The 19,802-nt window shown below is 37.5% G+C and carries 20 protein-coding genes; 9 read left to right on the top strand and 11 right to left on the bottom strand.

The window, feature by feature from the left end; genetic code table 11:
- Positions 1-61 precede the first annotated feature (61 nt).
- Both DV942_RS05485 and dnaJ read left to right on the top strand, forming a co-directional pair.
- Entirely contained in the window at positions 62-643 is a 582-nt protein-coding gene (locus tag DV942_RS05485; RefSeq protein ID WP_090981921.1) for a nucleotide exchange factor GrpE, read from the top strand.
- An 88-nt stretch (positions 644-731) separates the two neighbouring features.
- Positions 732-1,895 (top strand): molecular chaperone DnaJ, encoded by a 1,164-nt coding sequence (gene dnaJ / locus DV942_RS05490; protein WP_145855915.1) that lies wholly within the window; start codon positions 732-734, stop codon positions 1,893-1,895.
- Between the two features lie 318 nt (positions 1,896-2,213).
- Here dnaJ and DV942_RS05495 read toward each other — a convergent pair whose 3' ends face one another.
- On the bottom strand, positions 2,214-3,164 hold the full coding sequence (locus DV942_RS05495) for a DUF3829 domain-containing protein (protein ID WP_159435211.1): 951 nt from the start codon (positions 3,162-3,164) through the stop codon (positions 2,214-2,216).
- Between the two features lie 160 nt (positions 3,165-3,324).
- On the opposite strand from DV942_RS05495, the gene DV942_RS05500 reads away from it, so the two are divergent.
- The 3 genes from DV942_RS05500 (at position 3,325) to DV942_RS05510 (ending at position 5,538) form a co-directional block, all read left to right on the top strand.
- Positions 3,325-3,633 carry a hypothetical protein gene (locus DV942_RS05500; protein WP_134203921.1) on the top strand — a complete coding sequence of 103 codons (309 nt, stop codon included), beginning with the start codon at positions 3,325-3,327 and terminating at the stop codon, positions 3,631-3,633.
- A 30-nt stretch (positions 3,634-3,663) separates the two neighbouring features.
- Complete coding sequence (locus DV942_RS05505) at positions 3,664-4,377, top strand: DUF72 domain-containing protein (protein ID WP_145855917.1); 714 nt, start codon at positions 3,664-3,666, stop codon at positions 4,375-4,377.
- Positions 4,378-4,623: 246 nt separating this feature from the next.
- Positions 4,624-5,538 (top strand): Ppx/GppA phosphatase family protein, encoded by a 915-nt coding sequence (locus DV942_RS05510; protein WP_145855919.1) that lies wholly within the window; start codon positions 4,624-4,626, stop codon positions 5,536-5,538.
- A 91-nt stretch (positions 5,539-5,629) separates the two neighbouring features.
- On the opposite strand, the gene DV942_RS05515 is transcribed toward DV942_RS05510, so the two are convergent.
- The 10 genes from DV942_RS05515 to DV942_RS05560 form a co-directional block, all read right to left on the bottom strand.
- Positions 5,630-6,310, bottom strand: coding sequence for a carboxypeptidase-like regulatory domain-containing protein (locus DV942_RS05515; RefSeq protein ID WP_145855921.1), 681 nt, complete (start codon positions 6,308-6,310; stop codon positions 5,630-5,632).
- Positions 6,311-6,362: 52 nt separating this feature from the next.
- A complete protein-coding gene (locus DV942_RS05520; RefSeq protein ID WP_090981905.1) occupies positions 6,363-6,929 on the bottom strand; it encodes a Maf family protein in 567 nt (188 codons plus the stop codon).
- Between the two features lie 69 nt (positions 6,930-6,998).
- Positions 6,999-7,388 carry a Spy/CpxP family protein refolding chaperone gene (locus DV942_RS05525; RefSeq protein WP_090981903.1) on the bottom strand — a complete coding sequence of 130 codons (390 nt, stop codon included), beginning with the start codon at positions 7,386-7,388 and terminating at the stop codon, positions 6,999-7,001.
- Between the two features lie 98 nt (positions 7,389-7,486).
- Positions 7,487-8,317 carry a universal stress protein gene (locus DV942_RS05530; RefSeq protein ID WP_145855923.1) on the bottom strand — a complete coding sequence of 277 codons (831 nt, stop codon included), beginning with the start codon at positions 8,315-8,317 and terminating at the stop codon, positions 7,487-7,489.
- A 172-nt stretch (positions 8,318-8,489) separates the two neighbouring features.
- Positions 8,490-9,017 carry a KdsC family phosphatase gene (locus DV942_RS05535; RefSeq protein ID WP_145855925.1) on the bottom strand — a complete coding sequence of 176 codons (528 nt, stop codon included), beginning with the start codon at positions 9,015-9,017 and terminating at the stop codon, positions 8,490-8,492.
- A gap of 77 nt (positions 9,018-9,094) precedes the next feature.
- The gene (iscX, locus tag DV942_RS05540; RefSeq protein WP_090981895.1) at positions 9,095-9,337 is read right to left on the bottom strand and encodes a Fe-S cluster assembly protein IscX; all 243 of its coding nucleotides are present in this window, start codon (positions 9,335-9,337) and stop codon (positions 9,095-9,097) included.
- Between the two features lie 97 nt (positions 9,338-9,434).
- Positions 9,435-9,767: a 2Fe-2S iron-sulfur cluster-binding protein gene (locus DV942_RS05545; protein ID WP_025143142.1), complete on the bottom strand. Its 333-nt coding sequence runs from the start codon at positions 9,765-9,767 to the stop codon at positions 9,435-9,437.
- A 40-nt stretch (positions 9,768-9,807) separates the two neighbouring features.
- Positions 9,808-10,572, bottom strand: a complete 765-nt coding sequence (locus tag DV942_RS05550; protein WP_145855927.1) for a Rossmann-like and DUF2520 domain-containing protein — start codon at positions 10,570-10,572, stop codon at positions 9,808-9,810.
- A 3-nt stretch (positions 10,573-10,575) separates the two neighbouring features.
- The gene (locus DV942_RS05555) at positions 10,576-13,041 is read right to left on the bottom strand and encodes a heme lyase CcmF/NrfE family subunit (protein ID WP_145855929.1); all 2,466 of its coding nucleotides are present in this window, start codon (positions 13,039-13,041) and stop codon (positions 10,576-10,578) included.
- Between the two features lie 5 nt (positions 13,042-13,046).
- Positions 13,047-13,481 carry a cytochrome c maturation protein CcmE domain-containing protein gene (locus tag DV942_RS05560; protein ID WP_145855931.1) on the bottom strand — a complete coding sequence of 145 codons (435 nt, stop codon included), beginning with the start codon at positions 13,479-13,481 and terminating at the stop codon, positions 13,047-13,049.
- A 254-nt stretch (positions 13,482-13,735) separates the two neighbouring features.
- Between DV942_RS05560 and DV942_RS05565 the strand changes: the two genes are divergently transcribed.
- From DV942_RS05565 to DV942_RS05580, 4 genes are all read left to right on the top strand, one after another.
- Positions 13,736-14,416, top strand: coding sequence for a hypothetical protein (locus tag DV942_RS05565; protein ID WP_145855933.1), 681 nt, complete (start codon positions 13,736-13,738; stop codon positions 14,414-14,416).
- A gap of 61 nt (positions 14,417-14,477) precedes the next feature.
- Positions 14,478-16,511 (top strand): hypothetical protein, encoded by a 2,034-nt coding sequence (locus DV942_RS23415; protein WP_186462431.1) that lies wholly within the window; start codon positions 14,478-14,480, stop codon positions 16,509-16,511.
- Between the two features lie 126 nt (positions 16,512-16,637).
- Positions 16,638-18,032: a hypothetical protein gene (locus DV942_RS05575; RefSeq protein WP_145855935.1), complete on the top strand. Its 1,395-nt coding sequence runs from the start codon at positions 16,638-16,640 to the stop codon at positions 18,030-18,032.
- Positions 18,033-18,138: 106 nt separating this feature from the next.
- Complete coding sequence (locus DV942_RS05580) at positions 18,139-19,743, top strand: Na+/H+ antiporter (protein WP_145855937.1); 1,605 nt, start codon at positions 18,139-18,141, stop codon at positions 19,741-19,743.
- Positions 19,744-19,802: the final 59 nt, after the last annotated feature.

Genomic DNA, 19,802 nt, shown 5'->3' on the forward strand with positions numbered 1-19,802 from the left:
GGCTGATTTACGTTTATGGCAAAATAGTTGAGATTAACACAAAAAAATTCAGCCTTATATTATGTTTAATAAGAAGAAAAATAACGATAAAGAAGAAAATATAATGAATCCTGAAAACACATCAGAAAATGCTACGGAAAACGTAGAAAATACTGATGCCACCGCAAATGAGACTGAGCAAGCACCGGAATTAACCGCCGAAGAGAAATTGCAGGCGGAGGTTCAACAGCTTAACGATAAATACCTGCGTTTATATGCAGAATTCGACAATTACAAACGCCGTACACAAAAAGAGCGTGTAGAGTTGTTACAAACTGCCGGTAAGGATGTAATTGTTTCGCTTTTACCTATTTTAGATGATTTTGACCGCGCATTAAAGGCAATGGAAAGCGCTACGGAAGTGGCTCCTGTTAAAGAGGGTATTTTGTTGGTGAACAATAAATTGAAAAGTACTTTAGCACAGAAAGGCTTAAAAGATGTAGAAAGCATTAACCAGCCTTTTAACACGGATTTCCACGAAGCTATTACCAATATCCCTGCCCCTACTGAAGATTTAAAGGGTAAAGTTATAGACGAAGTTGAAAAAGGATATACCTTAAATGATAATGTGATCCGCTTCGCGAAAGTAGTAGTTGGAGCATAAAAATAATTATTGAATGACCGAATTTGAATGATTGAATTGATATTCTTTCATTCCATCACTCAATCATTCAATCATTTTATAAAAAAAGATGAGTAAAAGAGATTATTACGACGTATTGGGCTTAACCAAAAGCGCAGGTGCTGACGAGATTAAGAAGGCTTACCGTAAAATGGCGATCAAATATCACCCGGATAAAAACCCGGGAGATAAAGCTGCTGAGGATAAATTTAAAGAAGCTGCAGAAGCATACGAAGTGTTAAGCAGCCCTGAAAAAAAACAGCGTTACGATCAGTTTGGCCATGCCGGTGTAGGCAGCAGTGCCTCGGGCGGTTACGGCGGTGGAAACATGAACATGGATGATATCTTCAGTAATTTTGGAGATATTTTTGGTGGCCATAACCCATTCGAGAGCTTTTTTGGTGGCGGCGGCGGTGGCCAGCAACGTGGCGGACGTAGAGTAGCTAAAGGTTCTAACCTGCGCATCAAAGTTAAATTAACGCTTGAAGAAATTGCCCATGGTGCAGAAAAGAAAATCAAGGTTAATAAACTGATCGTTTGTAAAACCTGCGACGGTTCCGGAGCAAAAGATAAATCGTCTGTAAGTACCTGTGGCACCTGCGGTGGCAGCGGCCAGGTACGCAGGGTAACCAATACCATTTTAGGTCAGATGCAAACTGCATCTACCTGCCCTACCTGTAACGGAAGCGGCCAGCAAATTACTGCCAAATGTAATGTATGCCATGGCGACGGTGTTGTAAGAGGCGAAGAAACCATTACCATCAATATCCCTGCGGGTGTAAGTGAAGGTATGCAACTGAGCATGAGCGGCAAAGGAAATGCGGCACCAAATGGTGGCATTCCGGGAGATTTAATTATCTTAATTGAAGAAATTCCACACGAAACCTTAAAACGCGAAGGTAATAACGTAGTTTACGATTTGCATTTAAGTTTTGTTGATGCTGCTTTAGGTATGAGCATCGAAGTACCAACCATTGATGGTAAAGCCAAAATTAAAATCGACCCTGGTACCCAAAGCGGAAAATTATTGCGTTTAAAAGGCAAAGGTTTACCAGAAGTTAATTCTTACCATAGAGGCGATGAGATTATCCATATCAACATCTGGACACCAAAAGCTTTAAGCAGCGATGAACGAAATGTTCTGGAGAAATTACGCGAATCGCCAAACTTTAAGCCTCAGCCAGGTAAAAATGATAAGAGCTTTTTCGAAAGAATGAAAGAATACTTTGAGTAATTAATCCAATATAATGGAGAAGCCGATGTTTTTAGCATCGGCTTTTTTGTTTTTAAATTATTTCTAAAAGTTTTATTGTAAGCTGGAACACGCTGCGAAGCAAAAGCTTTTAAATTCGTTGGATAACTCAGTACAAAGATCTCTCCACTCCGCATTGCCCGATCGAGAGGACGACCATCCTATCTGAGTTTATCATTCGTAGCTTGCTTTAACTTCATTTTTAAGAGTTTTAAATTTTTCTTCAAGCTCAGTGTAATCTAGCGATAACATAACAAAGTTATCAGGAAGCAGGATTTATTACCCAATCTTTTTTAAAAGCTAATCCACAAAATTGTTGTAAGCAGAACGCATATTATCCTGGTGGCGAACCAATTCTTCGATATTGTAATCAGTTAGCTGACCAGAAGCGGAAGCATCGCGCATCATTTTTCGTGCAGCAATTAAATAGTCATTTAATCGTTCATTAAAATTTTTAAAATAGCCATCCTTCCCAGGATATTTTGTTGCATCTGGTGCAGCCATAGCAGCATGTTTTTGATGCTGTTCCTCAAGGGCCTGATAAGCGGCTTTAGCCCTGGCCTCTATGGATTTATAATTTTTAGTGCCTGCCATTAATTTGGTAAACGCAGCGGTCGCACTACGGTCGTCCTTCAGCGCATATATATATTCCTTTAAGGGATGCGTTTTTAAAATTACCCGCTCTGCATCATCTCCGATCAGGTTTAGCTTGGCCAAAACCAAATCATCATATGTATAGTACTTTTTACCCATGCTGTAAATAGAATCTACCAAGGTCTTTCCCTTAGTCCCTTTATCATCCTTCCAGTCTTCTGCCTTGATGTATTCATCTAAAGATTTGTAAGTTTCTTTGATCTTATCCAATAAACTGGTCATCGCGGTTACATTTTCCTTAAAAAATTTCTGATCATCTTTATTTAGCGCATTAGGGGGAGTATCAGGCTTTAGCTTGTTGCTGCTAATTGTTGGTATCGAAAAAGGCTGGATTAAACCAATGAAAGCAAAATGATCGCCTGGATTTTGCAGCCCTTTTTCAATTTTAACGATGTTATTTTCGATACGTTTGATGTAATCGTTGTTTTTATCGGTAAAACTTACCATTACATTATTATATTCAATAATGGCATTTACATCTTTTTCATCTGCTTCGGCGTAAGCAGTTTTAGCATTATCGTCTTTTTTCTTATCATTTTTACAGGCCGTAAAAGAAAGGGTAAGCGCAAGCGCTGTTAATTTTAAGATCGTTTTCATTGTATAAATTGTTTTCATAAATCTGATCCCCGATCAAAGCAATTTTTAAACCAAAAAGCTGTAAAAAATCAAGAGTTTTATGATTTTGATATCTTGTTGCTGTCTTCCAATTATTTAAATTGATTACGATTAAGGTTACTAAAACGGCAAGAGGGTATTAATGAATATGGAAGAATTTTGCAAAGCCTTTAAAAAGCATCCCATTGCCTGGACACTATTTATAATTTTTGTTGTTGGATGGCTTTTACCCTTAGCCGGTATGGTTTTTCTTGATGCACCATCAGAAAAATTTACGTATCAGAAAGGTCAGCACAATCCTACTGTAGGACTATTTACAGTATCTGTATTTTACTTCCTTATCAATCTTACTTTAGGTTTTACAGGTAAAAAAAACAATATTTATTTAAAACTATCTGCTTATATTGGTATCAGTTCTGCCCTTTTTATGGCTATATCTAACGGCTTATAAACCTTTCTCTCTAAAGCCTGTTTTCTACATATGAAATGGAGAATTGGTTGTTCAGGTTTTTATTACCGTGAATGGAAAGAGGTTTTTTATCCAAAAGGCCTGGCACAAAAAGATTGGTTTAAATACTATTGTTCGCATTTTAACACCATAGAAATTAATTCCACTTTTTACAAAATGCCCACTCAAAAATCGTTCAGTAAGTGGTACGAGGAAAGTCCGGATGAGTTTTTATTTACGATTAAGGTCCCGAGAATAATTACACATTACAAACAGCTTCATGAATGCCAACAACTCTTAATTGATTTTTACGAGACGGTTCAAGCCGGACTAAAGCAAAAATTAGGCTGTGTACTCTTTCAGTTTCCACCAAAGTTTGATTACAATGTGGAACGGTTAAATTTATTAATTGAAAATTTAAAAACCGATTTTAAAAATGTGGTAGAATTTCGTCACATCAGTTGGTTTGATGAAGAAATTTATCAAAAATTAGCAAAAAACAATATTACCTTTAGCGGACAGAGTTATCCTTCTGCCCTGCCAGACGAGACAATCCAGAATACAGACACTATTTATTACCGTTTTCACGGAAAACCGGTATTGTACAAATCTGAATATGATCTGAACACAATTAAGGAATTCAAAAATCAGATTAATGATGGTAATGAAGTATTTGTTTATTTTAACAATACCTGGGGTTTTGGGGCATTGCATAATGCAAAACAATTGCAAGACTTAGTGAAATAGGCCTGTTTGTGGAGTTAGATGTTACTATTTGGCTCCTTCGATCATATGAATAAAGCAGCAATTTAGAAGGTGCCCGGCTATTTTTGCCTGAAACCCACAAACCCACGTAAAATAAACCTGATAGTAGTGGTATTTCGCTTTACTAAACCTTAATTTAGCACGAACATTAACGAAATTTAACGGATAGCAGGACTATCAGGACCGAAGCATTACTGTAACTGCTTTCCAAAAAATAAAACAAAAAATATGCGTGTTGCCGTTATCGATCTTGGAACCAATACCTTCCACCTACTCATTGCTGAAACGGCAGAAGAGCAGCCAGAAATTTTATATAAAACCAATGTACCTGTCAAATTAGGAGAAGGGAGAATCAACGATAACACGATCATTCCGGCAGCGTTTAAAAGGGGAATTGATTGCCTTAAAGATTTCAGCAAAACCATTATTAACTATCAGGTTGATTTGGTGAGGGCAACGGCAACATCAGCCGTCAGGAGCGCTGAAAACGGGAAAGATTTTGTTAATGCCGTAAAAGAACAGGCCGGAATAAAGATCGAAATAATTAGCGGTGATGAGGAGGCTGAACTGATTTATCAAGGCGTAAAACTGAGCGGTGCTATACAGGAGCCATCATTAATTATGGATATTGGTGGCGGCAGTGTGGAGTTTATTCTGTGCGACAGCGAAAAATTAATCTGGAAGAAAAGTTATAACATCGGTGCAGCAAGGTTAATGCAAAAATTCTTTAATTCTGATCCTCTTTCCGATACAGATAAACAGCACATCCTTTTTCACATCCAGCAACAACTGACAGATCTTTTCGCAATCTGCGAAAAATATAAACCACAAATGTTAATTGGCTCAGCCGGTGCATTTGAAACATTTGCCGAATTGGTTTCCGGAAAGCATCACCAAAATATCACCGTTGAGCAGTTAAAAACGTACCTGTTTAACTATGATAATTATATTGATGTTTCATTAAAGCTGATCAACTCTACACACCAGCAGCGCGTAGAAATGCCAGGTATCATTCCATTAAGGGTTGATATGATCGTTATAGCGGCCTTAATTACGAATTATGTATTGGGCAGAGCTAAAATAAGCCGGCTAAAACTCTCTTCCTATGATTTAAAAATGGGGATTCTTGCCAGCATGATGTAAAAAATGATCTATAATTTAATTATAGACCATTAACAATAAGAGCGCAATTTATATTTATACCTTTTTCAATCATATTTTAACTGATATCAAGCTATTTGTAGGATACAGCAATCTTGCCTAAAATGGTAAATTCTGCTTTATATGGATAATAATCCTTTTGCTTAACAACTTTATAATCTAAGTTAAATGTTACCAGGTATTCGCTTCCTTCAGCAATTAGTTCATTATATTTCCAGTATAAATTGTCATTTATTTTAAATTCATAACGCCCGTTTTTGTCGGTTACTGCGGTAAGGTTTGTGCCTTTCAACCTAAGTTTTAAACCCGCAATCGGAACATTGTTATGACTCGAAAACATAAATCCGTAAACTTTTCTCAAAATTACCGGCTCTTCGGCTTTTTCTTTTTGTGGATTGTAAGCTGTCCTAAAAAGCTCAACAGGTTTTACTACTATTGCTGCCTCTGCGTTATGATTTAAAACACTTGCACCAATAGCCAATACACACAGGTATTTCATCCAGTTTCTATTTTTTGTTGGAACAATGGTTAAACGATAGTTGAGCTGGTTTAACTGGCTTTGGCTCATGCGACCACAGACAGCAGAGCCTGCATTTGCCAATACATTGATGATTTCGGTATTGGTGTAACCAGAAAAATCAATTACATTTTTGCTACAGGCTTTACAGAATCTAAAGCCTTCGCATTGACCCATTTCATCCCAGTTTTCTGTACAGGCTTCTGGTATGGTAACTTCGATAATTTTGTTTTTCATCCTCCTAATTTCATAGATGATGAAACTTTCAGGAGTATTCCACAAAGGCTTTTTAAATAAACTTCAGGAGTTCATTATAAAGCTTTTCTGTTGGCAAGCCCATTACATTTGTATACGAGCCTTCTATGCGTTCCACTACGACAATACCCCACCAATCTTGTACGCCATAGCTACCCGCCTTATCAAAAGGTTTATAATGATCGATATAGAAATCAATTTCTGCGGCTGTAACGGCCCTGCAGTAAACTATGGTACGATCATAAAATGAATGGATCTGGCCTTCCCTGGCAAGCGTTACCCCGGTAAAAACCTCGTGTTTACTGCCCGATAGCTTAGTTAACATTTCCTGTGCATGTTTCCTATCCGCTGGTTTACCCAAAATTTCACCGTTTAAGGCCACAATGGTATCAGCAGTGATCACGATTTCGCCATCAGCTGTAAAGGCTTTTGCTTTTTTTTCAGCAATATAAACCGCAATCTCTGCCGGGCTTAAATCACCGGGATAGCTTTCGTCCACATCTTTCAGTTCAACTTTAAAATTTAAGCCCATAAGTGTTAAAAGTTCTTGCCTGCGGGGCGATTTAGAGGCTAAAATGATTGGCGGAAACTGAACTGGCATATTTTATTTTTCTGCTAAAATAAGAAAAGCGACATAAAGCCGCTTTTCTTATTTGATATTTTACCAGGATTAGTTATTTCCACCACCTTGCCTACGTTTTTCCATTTCAGCACGTTGTTCTTTTTGCCAGGCTTCGTAAGTCTTTTTCTGATCATCAGTTAATACTGCATTTACTTTTGCATCATTATCAGCACGCATTTTTTGCATTTTCTCTCTCATTGCATCCCGATCGCCACCACCCTGCATTTCTTCGCGCATTTTTTTCATGGTTTCGGCCTGCTCGGTAAAAACAGCAGTGAGTTTCGTTTTCTGATCATCAGATAACTTTAACTTTTCATCCATCAGTTTTACCCTTTCTTCAGGTTTCATCATCATTCTACCTGGCCCACCACCTTGTTGTGCATTAGCGAAACCCGCTATACCTAGCATTAGTCCGCAAATCATCATTAATTTTTTCATTTTGTTCTTTTGTTATTTTTGGTTCAAATTGAGTTAATTGGAGTGGATAAGAAAATGAAAGTTTAAAGACACCATGTAACTTAGCTGTTGCAAAAAAGTTAGTCTTTTAACAACAACACGGGTACGTGCGATTTAATAGTTAACTTCTGTGATACACTTTCGTGCAACAGGCTTTCAAAAAAACTATATTTCTTTGGAAGTGCAATGATCAACTGCGCTTCTTCGCTTTTTGCAAATTTTATAATTCCTTTAATGGTATCCGGATGATCGGCGTAATGGTAATCCGGTGAAAAATCTTTTAACATTTCATGTAAAATATGTTCTTCCTGCAAGTCAATAGCTTGGCCAGAGTTGATATTAAGTACCAGAAGTTTTAGGGCGTGTTTGCTTAAAATATTTTTTAGCGACTGTACAGGCATTACTTCTTTAACTTTTTTAAAATCGCAGGCTAAAACAGCTTTACGGATAGAATGATAATCGGCTTTAGGCGGTACGACCAAAACCGGCACAGGGCTGGATTTGGAGATTTTAATGGCATTAGAACCTATATCACTCTCATCTTTGGCTTTTTTTCCATTGCTGCCAATAATAATCAAATCTATTTCTTCCTTATTAACCCGATTGATGATTGATCTCAATATGGTTTCCCTCGTTAAAGAAACCTCAATTTCCGCATCTGTATTAATCTCCAACATTTCTAACTTCAGTTTTTCAAGCGCTTCAAGCCTGCGTGTCGTTTCATCAGCAATATTTTCGTCTGTGGTGACAATTAAATCCGGGGTCGGCAGGATGCTTTCGTATGTCGAAACATAATAAGCATTAAGCAGTATAATTTTAGCGTTCGCCATTGCGAAACTTAATCTCGCTGCATATTTCGCAGCATGATCGGCTGTTTTGGAAAAATCGACAGGTACAAGGTAATTACTCATATCATAAAAATTATGTTTTTAAAACACAATTTAATCAATCGATTGATTAAATTAATTAAACAAATTTCGTTTATAATGTGATGTATTGCAAATTTTGGATGTAGAGATTTATAACGGCAGCGTCATTCTACCTTTGTAATGATCAAATTGAAGTTAACAATGGTTGATCAATCTATTTTCCTGAATCGGCAGCATTTGGGTTTTCGTCGTACCATCTGCCCTGCACTTTCATTACCTTCTCGATAATATCACGCACAGCAGTTTTGCCGCCTTTGTAAGGAGAAATGAATGTGGATATTGCTTTTATTTCTTCCACAGCATCGGCTGGACAGGTTGGAAGGCCTACCAGTTTCATCACTTTTAAATCAGGAATATCGTCGCCCATGTAAAGCACTTCCCCTGAAGTGATATTCTTGTCCTGAAGATATTGATTAAAAACGGCTACCTTATCTCCTGTGCCCAGGAAAACATCGGTGATACCCAGATTTAAGAAACGCTTTCCCATGGCGATACCATCGCCACCAGATATAATGCAAACATTATAGCCCTTTTTAACGGCCAGCTGCAGGGCATAACCATCTTTAATGTTAAAAGTGCGTAAAGATTGACCGCTATCAGTAACCTGAACTGATCCATTTGTAAGCACACCATCGACGTCAAAAATGAAAGTGGTGATTTCTTTTAATTTCTGAAGAAACATATTTAGCTGGGAGTTTGGGGCTTGGAGTTAAGAGTAGAATGGGGCTCTAGACTCCAAACTCTTTACTCCAAACTAAATTACTGGTTATCTCTCCATTCGTAAACCCAGGCAGATTGAATTTGCTCCAAATGGCCTTCGTTGCTTTCTTCACGGGTTCCTTTAAAATTAGGCAAAGATAAAACCCATTCTAAAAGTTCGGTAAAGCGAACGCGGTAGATCCTGGCTTCTGTAAAATCATCACCGAATTTCTCATATAAAGACATGGCAATGTCTTCATAATCATTCCAGTAAAAAGGTAAAGCAAATTTATCGTTATTCATCTTGTTTTGTTGGTTAATTGTTGAAATTGGTTAATCGGTTAACTGTTTAAATTGGCTAATCGACTACCGACTAAGGACTTTGGACTCAGGACTAAAACTAGTGTCCCATAAAACCAGACTGATCTGGAATGGTTACTTCAATATCGCCGTTGATTACCACACACTGGCAACCTAAACGCGAAGTAATTTTCGGACGAACAGCCCTATCAATAAAGTCTTCTTCCTTATCAGAAATCTCTTCGATATTATCCATTCCCTTAGTTACATACACATGGCAGGTACTGCAACCGCAAACGCCTCCGCAGTTGTGCTGTAATTCGATCCCATTATCAAGGCAAACATCTAAAACAGATTCTCCTGCGGCTATTGGTAATTCAATAGATTCGTGATCTGCTTCTTCAAAATTTATTTTCAGTTTAAAAATGCTCATAATTATTTTGCAAAAGTAATAAGCAAAAGCCGTAATTATGCTATTTCAGCGTTAATTTTATGCTATTGCTCAATGTTTGATAAATGTTCTGCAATTCGGGCATATCAGTTAACATGCTCAAATGCTTATTTAATGTACTTTCGTCAGCTCTGATTGCTGGCCCGGTTTGCACATCTCCCGGCAGGTTGCTCATTACCTTATTGGCTGTTTCTGCAATCAGTGGCCTGATGATTTCGAAGTCCAACTCATTCCGGCTTAAAATTTTATTGGCGAGGGCGTACAGGTGATTAGGGAAATTACAGGCAAAAACCGCCGCAAGGTGCAATACTTTCCGCTTCTCTCCATTTAACTCATACACCTCCCGACTCATTTTAGCTGCGAGATTTTTTAAAATCATGAATTGCTTTTCGCCGTTTGCTTCAATACAAAGCGGAACGTTTTCAAATAAAACTTCTCTATCTTTTGAGAAAGTTTGCAGCGGATAAAAAACGCCGGCGTGCTGAACTTGTGATGATAAAATATCGATATCGGTAGTACCAGAGGTATGCACCACCAAGCCCGTAACATGTTTCAATGATTTTGCAACGCTTTCAATCGCATCATCCTTTACCGAGATGACATACAAATCAGCCTGTTGTTCAAGTTCCGTGAGATCGTTTATGCCAACAGCCCCTATTAAATCAGCCAATGATCTTGCATGGTCTAAATTCGGGCTGTACACCTGTATTACATCTTCACCATTTGCTTTAAGTGCTTTTGCCAGGTTTGTGGCAACATTACCCGACCCCAATAAAACGATCTTCATGGTTTATACAGTTTTGGCCTCTTTTCTCCTTCTGAAAATTGAAAGCAAGAAACCTACCACCATTACAATGGTTCCGGCCCAGTATAAATTGATAAAAGGAAATTCTATGGCTTTGAAAACTACCCAGTCTTTAGCCTGTTGTGGTTTCTCAAAAATTTGGAGCTCTACTTTTTTCTCATCTGGTAATACATTCGAGAAACGGAATTTAAGATCTAATTCATCTATCTTACGTGCAAAATCAAAAGTATTGTTGCCTTTAATTAAGAAAATAGGCTCTGTGTTATAAATTTTTCCTGCAGCATTAATTTCTAAAGGTAAACCAACAGCATAATCGCCTTGTGCAAGTGCTAAATCTTTGGCTGTTGGTTTTCTATCCAAATCTTTAACCGTAACCACTCCACTGGAGGTATGAATGGTATCCCCTACCGAAACCTTAACAATACGTGGTGCTTTGTAATTCTCATCATCAGAATGTCCTTCATGATCTTCATGAGCAGTTTGTTTAACAGCTGCACTGGTAATGTGCGTGTACACATCATAGGTAAGATAATGTTTGGTATCAGGAGAAGCGATTAGACCCATTTTTTCATTATCCTGAGTATGAGGGTGCAAATTAAAATCTTCCTTAATCTTACCGTCTTTATCTACAACCTTAAAGTTAAGCGTATAAAAAGTATTTGGAGCCTGAGTAGTATCGCTAACATAAGTTACCGTGTACTTGCCCATTTTTTTAGGCTCATTTTTATACAACATGATATTCTCTCCAGGCTTTTCTGTTTTTTCAAAATCCTTAACCGGAATAAAATTATTGGCATTAATAGATAAAGGTTTATTGGTAGCGGCAGAAATTAAAGCACCCAAAATCAGGAAAGCAAAACCGATATGCGCAATCGCCGAGCCTGCTAACTTTGCCTTGCCACCAAAGGCCTGATACAATACGCCAGCATTTGAAAGCACCGCAAATAAACAGCTGAAAGTAATCAGGATGTACATGGTATTGGTGTAAATTTCAGTCACATACACTAAACCTGCTGTTAATACGATAGAAAAAACAATTACAGATACCAGACTGCTATAAAATTTGCGCGGATCGGTTCTCTTGTATTTTAAATACTGAGAAAAACCCGAAATCAGGGTAATCACCATTGCGAAAGGTGCCTGCCACTGATTATAATATTTAACAGCATCAACAGGCGGTGTAAAATTAGTGCCAAAGGCCTTGTTAAATACCGGAACTGAAGTAGAAAAAATAACCTGAATACAAGCAATGGTTACCACTAAAGCACCAATAAACATCCAGAATTCGCGCGAATAGGTTTCCTCATCCTTGGTCGTGATCGGCAATTCTTTCCAACGCTTGATAATCAAAGCAACAGCTAAAACCGCGAAAACCACATTGTATAACACCAAATGGCCAAACATCCCCATATCGGTAAATGAGTGAACTGAAGTATCTCCTAAAATTCCGCTTCGGGTTAAAAAAGACGCGTACAATACCAATAAAAAACTTAGGAATACCAAAGCAATTGCAGTAAAATAGGCATGCCCGGTATTTTTATACGCAATCATCACGTGTACTGCACCAATTAAGGTTAACCACGGAATCAATGAAGCATTTTCAACAGGATCCCAAGCCCAGAAACCACCAAAGTTTAGCGCTTCATAAGCCCAGAAAGAGCCCATGATAATACCTGTTCCTAAAACCATCACCGCAAAAAGCGTCCATGGCATAGCAGGCTTGATCCATTCTTTATATCTTTTTTGCCACAAAGCTGCAATCCCGTAAGCAAAAGGAACAACCATGCTTGCAAAACCTAAAAACAAGGTTGGCGGGTGAATCACCATCCAATAATTCTGCAACAATGGATTTAACCCTTTACCATCGGTAATGAACTTCAGGTAGTTTTTATAATTTTCAGGATTTGCAAAAACTACAGGTGCCTGTGCTTTTAAATCTAATGCATCTCTTAACAGGATAAATGGAGAACTTCCGATGCGCTCGCCAAAAATCTCTACACCTAAAAGCATAGAGGTTAAAAAAACCTGAGAGAAAGCAACAACGGTCATCACAGGGCTTTCCCATGATTTAGCCTTCCAGATCAATAATGTACCTAAAAAGGATTGCCAGAAAGCCCAAAGCCAAAAACTACCTTCCTGCCCTTCCCAAAAGGCAGATATGATATAGTATACCGGAAGTTGTTTCGAAGAATGGGATTGAACATAATAGTATTCAAAATAATGACCAAGTACCAGGTAGAATAACACGGCACCGATGCAGATAATACTGGCAAAATTAATCAGATATCCTATCCGGCCTAAGTTACGCCAGGATTTTTCTGTTAAGTTTTTATCGCGACTGGCAAAAAAGTACGATATAGTTGATAGTAATGATGCACTAAAAGCCAGTACAATAAAAAACTGTCCGATTTTACCTGGTAACAGGTGTTCGCCTACAAATTGAATATCCATTAAAATTAGTTATATTTTTTCTCGCCGTACTTACCTACAGTGTCTACTTTGCCATCTTTATTAATCTCTACCAGATTATCATTATACTTAGAAGGGCATTTCATTAAAATTTTTGAAGCGTAGAATTTGTCCTTATCCATTTTACCGATAAGCACCAATTTTTCTGATTTTTCGAAATCCTGCGGTTTGGTACCTGCGTAAATAACCTCCCTCACCTCTCCTTTTTCATCTTTCATATGGAAAGAAAAGCGGTTCGCATCCTGTACTGCATCATAATGCGTACCCATCGATTTTACCCAATAGCCCATCACGTGCTCTTCTTTTTCAGAAAGGGCTGCCTGTTTAAAATTAGAATAGGTATCAGTATTCGCATTTAAGCTAAATAAAATTCCTACAGAAATTGCGATGGTAATCAATCCAATGATGGCACTTTTTTTCATGGTTATACTGGTTGTAAAAACTGGCAACAAAGATAGAAAAATAGGCTTAGCCAGCATTCTTTTACATTTTTCTTGTCTTTATATTGACAATCAGCTGATTTTTGAGACTAAATATTTTTTCCGGACCAGGTATTTATAATCAATCTAAACGAATATTTGAAATCATTTAAAAGTTTGTATCGAAATTATTAAGTTTGGCCTTTCAGATAACCATTTCTTTGCGCATTTTACCGTAAAACATTAACCGGATTAATATGAACTTGAAACAGTTTTATAAACTTTTGTTCTTTATTGTTTTAATACCGCTTTTAAGCTCGTGCTTTGAGGTAATTGAAGAGATTTCGATAAAAAACGATGGAACCGGAGATGTTGTGCTGACTATCAACCTAAGTCAAAGTAAAACCAAAGTGGCTTCGGTCATGTTGTTAGATAGTGTACAGGGTTACAAAGTACCCAGTAAACAAAAAATACAGCAGGAACTAAACGAAGCTGTGGCTTATTTAAAAAAATCGGAAGGTATTTCCAATGTAAAAAGCACAAGCGATTTTAATAATTACATTGCAACCGTTAGTTTCTCTTTCAAAGATGTTTCCAATATCAACAACATCACCAAAAACATTCTGGCGCGGCAAAAAATAAAGGCAACCAATACTTCATCTTACCTATATAATAAGGCCAGCAAAACCTTTAGCCGTAAATACCAGGCCATCGGCAATGCCAAAACAGCATTCAATAAGTTAAAAGCAAAAGACAAATCTGTTTTTAACGGTGCCACCTACACCAGCATCTATCGTTTCGAGTCGGCTGTAACAAATAGCAGCAATCCGGCATCAAATGTATCTAAATCTAAAAAAGCAGTCATGTTAAAAAGCAGCATTACTGATTTAATAAATGGAAAAGTTAACGTATCCAATACTATCCAACTTTCTAAATAAACTTACCCCTGTATTTTGTCGAACGGACAATGCACGGGGCTTATCTCTAAAATCTATCTAAATGAAAAAAATTCTAATTGCTATCTTCCTTTTTTTATCGTTTAATGTGACCCGGGCACAAGATCTGGTTAAAAAAATCCCTTTAAATGCTTTCACTGTGGCTACCATTAAAGGCGATAATGTTTTTAAGCTCATGTTTGTTAAGGATTTTAATGAATCTTTCCTGGGCAGGAAATTGCTGACCGAAACATCAAAATCACTTGATCAAAATTTTACCAGCATAGAAGATTTTGGAATTAACGTGGAGAAAAACATGTATTACTTTAACCAGTTAAGCGATAGTATTACCTACAACTGTTTTCTGATCCCGATAAAGGACGCCAGGAAATTTGAAAGCCTGATTCAAAACAAAGAGAAAAAATTTACCCAACAGGGTGATATCCGTACAATGGTTTTGCCCGATAGCACGAGCATACTTAAATGGAATAACGACATGCTCTATTTTGTAGCAGGCAGCATTAACAGTTCTTTTTTTTCCGATTCTACTAAATCTGCACGTTATGGAATAAAAGAAATCAGGTTTCAGAACAATTATGATGATGTAGCCATTGCAGATAGTAGTGTTGTTGTGTCAGATACTGTTTACACCACCACGGCCGAACCGATGGTAGAGGTAGCTGCTCCCCCAATTATTCAAAAAGCAAGAGTTCAGAAAAAAGCGTCTCCTGGCAAAACATCAAAAAAAAGAAGCATAAAGAAAAAAACAGGAAAGAAAAAAGCTGTTAAACCAAAGAAAGTAACATGGACGCAGAACGTCGAGTTTGAAATGGAAGCAGATCCCAGCGAAGAAGTTGTTGATTCTACTGCAACCGCCAAAGTTAATATTGATGCACAATATGATACGTATCAGCAAGAACGTGCAGAACAGGATGCCAAGAAAAAAAGGCTCGCTCTAGTTTGGATGACCGCTCAGGCTGATCAAATTTTCAATGGAAATTATCAATCTATCGAAAACAATAAATCGTACGCAGCAAGTTTAGATAACAAAGCTATTGCAGAACTTTGGGTTTCAAGCCTTCAAGATGCATACAATATAATCGCGCCGGGTTTTGGTACTTATGGTAAAGCAGGTTTGATGAAAGGTTACGGCAGCCTGAATGCAAAACTTTTTATGGACAACAAAAGCTTTCGCATCTCCACAGGCTTAGAACTATCACAGGAACAGGCAGATTCCTACAAAAAAATCCTGAACAGAAAGTTAAACAAAAAATTTCTGAAATATGTGAACAGCGAGAAAGCACTTGGTTTTATGAGCTATTCAATAGATACCAAAGCATACCTGGAGGAATTCCCCAAATTATTGAAACAAACCTATGGTTCTTTTATGGGGGCTAAAATGGACGAAGAAATGAACCTGGGTGCCGATCTGATTTCGCTATTGCTAGACGAAGAAGCCGTAAGCAAAGTAATCAAGGGCGACGCATTATTTGTAATCAATGGATTAAATACAAAGGAAGTTACTTATACCGCTTACGAGTATGACGACGATTACAAACAAAAAGAAGTAACAAAAACCAAAAATGAAGTGTTACCTGATTTCCTTTTCATGTTCTCATCTGATGATACCAGATTGATCAATAAACTGATTAAATACGGTATAAACAAAAATTTCGTAACAGCTGAGGGCAACATTTATAAACTAATGGAAAAGAAAAGTCCGATCGATGTTTATTTACAAATTAAAGATGGTATCGTGTTTTTTGGCAATTCTTTAACCGAAATGCAGGGCATTCAAAACAATCAATACGGCAGTTATAAATTAAGTAAAATGCATAAGCAACTATTGAGCAAAAACAATTTCAGCTTTTTATTTAATGCTAAAAACCTAGTGGGAAAAGTGCCTGCTTCTGAAATGGGTGGAGACGAAACGGCGAAGAAATTCAACAGCATCCTGGAAAAAATGGGCAATGTATACATGAAATCTAACCCGATCAAAGGGAAGCTGGTATCAGCAGATATCAGTGCAGAAATTCCGAACGGCCACGAAAATGCTTTGAAGTATTTATTCTCGTTAATTGAAAATGCAGCTAAGTAATTCAGTTGGCAGTTTTTAGATTGGCAGTTAGCAGTTTCTAGTTGGCAGTTTTCAGTTGGCAATGGCCAGTTAATAATTTCCGGTTGGCTACGCCACAGTTAACCAATTATACAGTTAACCATTCTCATGAAGAAATTTTTAAAAATAACAGCAGCGATAATTCTATTGCTGCTTGTTTTTTATTTTGGCTTGTTTAAATACAGGCAAATCCAGGCCGGTAAAATATTAATTCCTGTTACTACCCAGACTTTATTAAAAATAAATGTAGATGAACTATACAAGACCCTGGCTGTTAGTTACCTGAAACATCCCAGTCAATATTCCGGAACGGACAAGAAAGGGATCAGAGAAAAAATTAATGATTTAAATACAGGCTTAAAAATCCCCGCAAACATTTACCTATACACCTTAAAAGGAAAAGCTGTAAATACTTTTTACACCCGTTTAGAAATAGCCGATAGTTTGGCATTTGATACTTTTATTCGGAAAAAGCTTACATTGTTAAAAAAGGATGCCCATTTTTTTCAATCTGCAGACTCAACATTTTGTGTCCTGTTTAACAAAACAACTGTAAGCTTCGCATTCACCATGGCGAAGGAGCCGGTAAAAAACCTACTGTACGAGATCCAGGATCAGAAAAACATGGTTAAAATTAGTGATAGCAAGTTTGCACAAATGACCAGTCTTTCCGATCACCTCTCTTTTCAAAATGCAGAAAATTTAAGCAGGATTAATTTTACAGATGGAAAAATTGATTTCAGCGGTGAATTCGGGAATAAATGGATAGAGCCTGCTGTACAACCCAGGCATCGGAAGTTAAATCCCGAAAGTACAGTGGGTATATGGTTAAACGGAAAAATCAAACCGGATTTAATTAAAAAAAATCAAACCGTAAATCCCTCGTTACTATCAAAGGATAGTTTTTTCAGGTTTTACAAAGATTATATGGATTTTGAATGGACAAAAACCATTACACAGGTAGATACCATCGTAGGCTACGAATACAATGAAAACTTTGAGCAGGTAGAAAAAAAAATACTTCAAGACCATAAGATTCCTTCGGTTAACGTGAATCTGAGTGCCGATGATCAGGCAGTAGGCAATTATCTGAAATCGCTGGGTGCGCTGGATCAATCTACCGGAAAGATTAGCAGTTTAATGATTCCATTGTACCAGGTTTATTTTAAAGGCGGTAAGGGCAACGTTTTATTCACTACCGTTAAGGATGCTAAGCCTGATTCAAAAAGGGTATCATCTGCTGATTTCTTTTATTTTAAAGTAGATTTCAAAAAGTTAATTAAACAAACATCAATACCATTGATTGCAGACAAACTGGGTACTTTTAGTCAGTTGGAGATTAAAGCAAAAAGCGCAGGGAAAGACAAAATTAAACTTGAATCGGAACTTTTATTTTTAAACAAGGATGCCAATGCCCTCATTCAACTTTTAAAAATGTTTAAAAATGGCTTCAACAGCTCTTTAAATTTTAATTTATCTGTTGATATTCCGGCACGCAAGTAAAATCACTCCCGAAATAAAAGCATAAATATACGCTGTTGTATCTGTTCTTTATTTTCTTAATCAAACGTTGGTATATTCGTAAGTTGATCACCTAAAAACATGTTAAATGCTTCATGATAATTTGATTCTTATTTTGGTTTTACTTTTAGGCGTAACCCTGTTGGTAATGGTTGGCCAGAAGATCAAAATCTCCTATCCTATTTTTTTGGTATTGGCCGGCTTACTTATTGGCTTTATTCCGGGTATTCCACATATCAAAATTGATCCCGATCTTGTTTTCCTGCTTTTTTTACCGCCTTTACTTTATGAAGCTGCCTGGTTTACCTCATGGAAAGACTTTTGGGAATTTAAGGGTGGTATATTTTTAATGGCCGTGGGTTTGGTTTTTATTACCTCGGTGGCTGTTGCTTATGCATCTGTAATATTTATACCTGGTTTTACCCTGGCGTTGGGTTTTTTATTGGGGGGCATTGTTTCGCCGCCAGATGCCGTTGCCGCAGCAGCGGTATTAAAAGGCATGAAGATTCCAAAGGTGGTAAGTACTTTACTGGAAGGAGAGAGTTTGGTAAATGATGCTTCCAGTTTGATTGTGTTTAAATTCGCATTAGCTACTATAGTTAGCGGCACATTTGTAATGCAGGATGCAGCGGTAAGCTTCGTTACTGTTGCTGGCCTTGGTATTTTAATCGGTCTTGCTGTTGGTGGCATTTTTTATGTGATCCACCGTTGGTTACCAACAACCGATAATATTGATACCGTACTGACCTTACTTACACCTTACTTTATGTACATCACTGCCGAGCATTTTGAAGCGTCTGGCGTAATGGCAGTTGTATCAGGAGGTTTGTTACTCTCCAGTCAATCACATATCATCTTAACCTCAAGTTCCAGAATAAAAACGGTTAACGTATGGTCATCATTAATATTTATGCTCAACGGTGTTGTATTTATATTAATTGGCCTGGCCCTACCGGATATTGTAAACGGCTTAGGGCCTGATTATCCGATAACCAAAGCTATCGGTTACGGATTCGGGATTAGTATACTGGCACTTTTTGTCCGCATGGTATGGTTGGTTTCAACCGCTCAGATTACACTGCTCTTTAATAAAAAAACACGAATACGTTATCGGGATATGACCTGGCATTCATATGTAGTGATCATTTACGCGGGGATGAGAGGCGTGGTATCTTTAGCCGCGGCACTTTCCATTCCGGTTATGATTTCTGATTCGGTGGCTTTCCCTTTAAGGAACCTGATTTTATTCATCACTTTTGTGGTCATTTTCATTACGTTGGTTTTGCAGGGACTTACCCTTCCCCTGGTAATCAAATGGCTTAAAATTCCGGATCCTAAGAGCAAATTAACGGAACAGGAGCAGACAAATCAGATTAAACTAAAATTGATTGATCTTTCCTTAGATAAATTAAATGCCGATTATCAGCACCAATGCACCCACAATGAGTTAATGGTTAACCTAAAAGCAGAGTTACAACACGCTTTAAAAGAAAAAAGGGATAATATCCACGCTTATAGAAGAGGCGAAATTGATAAAGAAGATTTAAAAGCTTACCGGGAAATCGTGCTTGCCTTAATTCAAATTCAGCGCGATGAGTTACATCATTTAAAACGCAACAAAAAATACGATGACGAAGTGATCAGGAAAGAAGAATGGAGGCTGGATTTAGAAGAGTTGAGTATTATCTCTTAGTGCTTGTTTTAAAAGCCGAATAAATAGAAAACGTCTGGTTGTTAAAGAACAGTAAACAA

The sequence above is a fragment of the Pedobacter suwonensis genome (genome assembly GCF_007833675.1).
GTDB lineage: Bacteria > Bacteroidota > Bacteroidia > Sphingobacteriales > Sphingobacteriaceae > Pedobacter > Pedobacter suwonensis.

Bases quoted from the DNA above. Each gene is read 5' to 3' on its own strand.
- DV942_RS05485 (WP_090981921.1), top strand. From the start codon at position 62: ATGTTTAATAAGAAGAAAAATAACGATAAAGAAGAAAATATAATGAAT.
- dnaJ (WP_145855915.1), top strand. From the start codon at position 732: ATGAGTAAAAGAGATTATTACGACGTATTGGGCTTAACCAAAAGCGCA.
- DV942_RS05495 (WP_159435211.1), bottom strand. From the start codon at position 3,164: ATGAAAACGATCTTAAAATTAACAGCGCTTGCGCTTACCCTTTCTTTT.
- DV942_RS05500 (WP_134203921.1), top strand. From the start codon at position 3,325: ATGAATATGGAAGAATTTTGCAAAGCCTTTAAAAAGCATCCCATTGCC.
- DV942_RS05505 (WP_145855917.1), top strand. From the start codon at position 3,664: ATGAAATGGAGAATTGGTTGTTCAGGTTTTTATTACCGTGAATGGAAA.
- DV942_RS05510 (WP_145855919.1), top strand. From the start codon at position 4,624: ATGCGTGTTGCCGTTATCGATCTTGGAACCAATACCTTCCACCTACTC.
- DV942_RS05515 (WP_145855921.1), bottom strand. From the start codon at position 6,310: ATGAAAAACAAAATTATCGAAGTTACCATACCAGAAGCCTGTACAGAA.
- DV942_RS05520 (WP_090981905.1), bottom strand. From the start codon at position 6,929: ATGCCAGTTCAGTTTCCGCCAATCATTTTAGCCTCTAAATCGCCCCGC.
- DV942_RS05525 (WP_090981903.1), bottom strand. From the start codon at position 7,388: ATGAAAAAATTAATGATGATTTGCGGACTAATGCTAGGTATAGCGGGT.
- DV942_RS05530 (WP_145855923.1), bottom strand. From the start codon at position 8,317: ATGAGTAATTACCTTGTACCTGTCGATTTTTCCAAAACAGCCGATCAT.
- DV942_RS05535 (WP_145855925.1), bottom strand. From the start codon at position 9,017: ATGTTTCTTCAGAAATTAAAAGAAATCACCACTTTCATTTTTGACGTC.
- iscX (WP_090981895.1), bottom strand. From the start codon at position 9,337: ATGAATAACGATAAATTTGCTTTACCTTTTTACTGGAATGATTATGAA.
- DV942_RS05545 (WP_025143142.1), bottom strand. From the start codon at position 9,767: ATGAGCATTTTTAAACTGAAAATAAATTTTGAAGAAGCAGATCACGAA.
- DV942_RS05550 (WP_145855927.1), bottom strand. From the start codon at position 10,572: ATGAAGATCGTTTTATTGGGGTCGGGTAATGTTGCCACAAACCTGGCA.
- DV942_RS05555 (WP_145855929.1), bottom strand. From the start codon at position 13,041: ATGGATATTCAATTTGTAGGCGAACACCTGTTACCAGGTAAAATCGGA.
- DV942_RS05560 (WP_145855931.1), bottom strand. From the start codon at position 13,481: ATGAAAAAAAGTGCCATCATTGGATTGATTACCATCGCAATTTCTGTA.
- DV942_RS05565 (WP_145855933.1), top strand. From the start codon at position 13,736: ATGAACTTGAAACAGTTTTATAAACTTTTGTTCTTTATTGTTTTAATA.
- DV942_RS23415 (WP_186462431.1), top strand. From the start codon at position 14,478: ATGAAAAAAATTCTAATTGCTATCTTCCTTTTTTTATCGTTTAATGTG.
- DV942_RS05575 (WP_145855935.1), top strand. From the start codon at position 16,638: ATGAAGAAATTTTTAAAAATAACAGCAGCGATAATTCTATTGCTGCTT.
- DV942_RS05580 (WP_145855937.1), top strand. From the start codon at position 18,139: ATGCTTCATGATAATTTGATTCTTATTTTGGTTTTACTTTTAGGCGTA.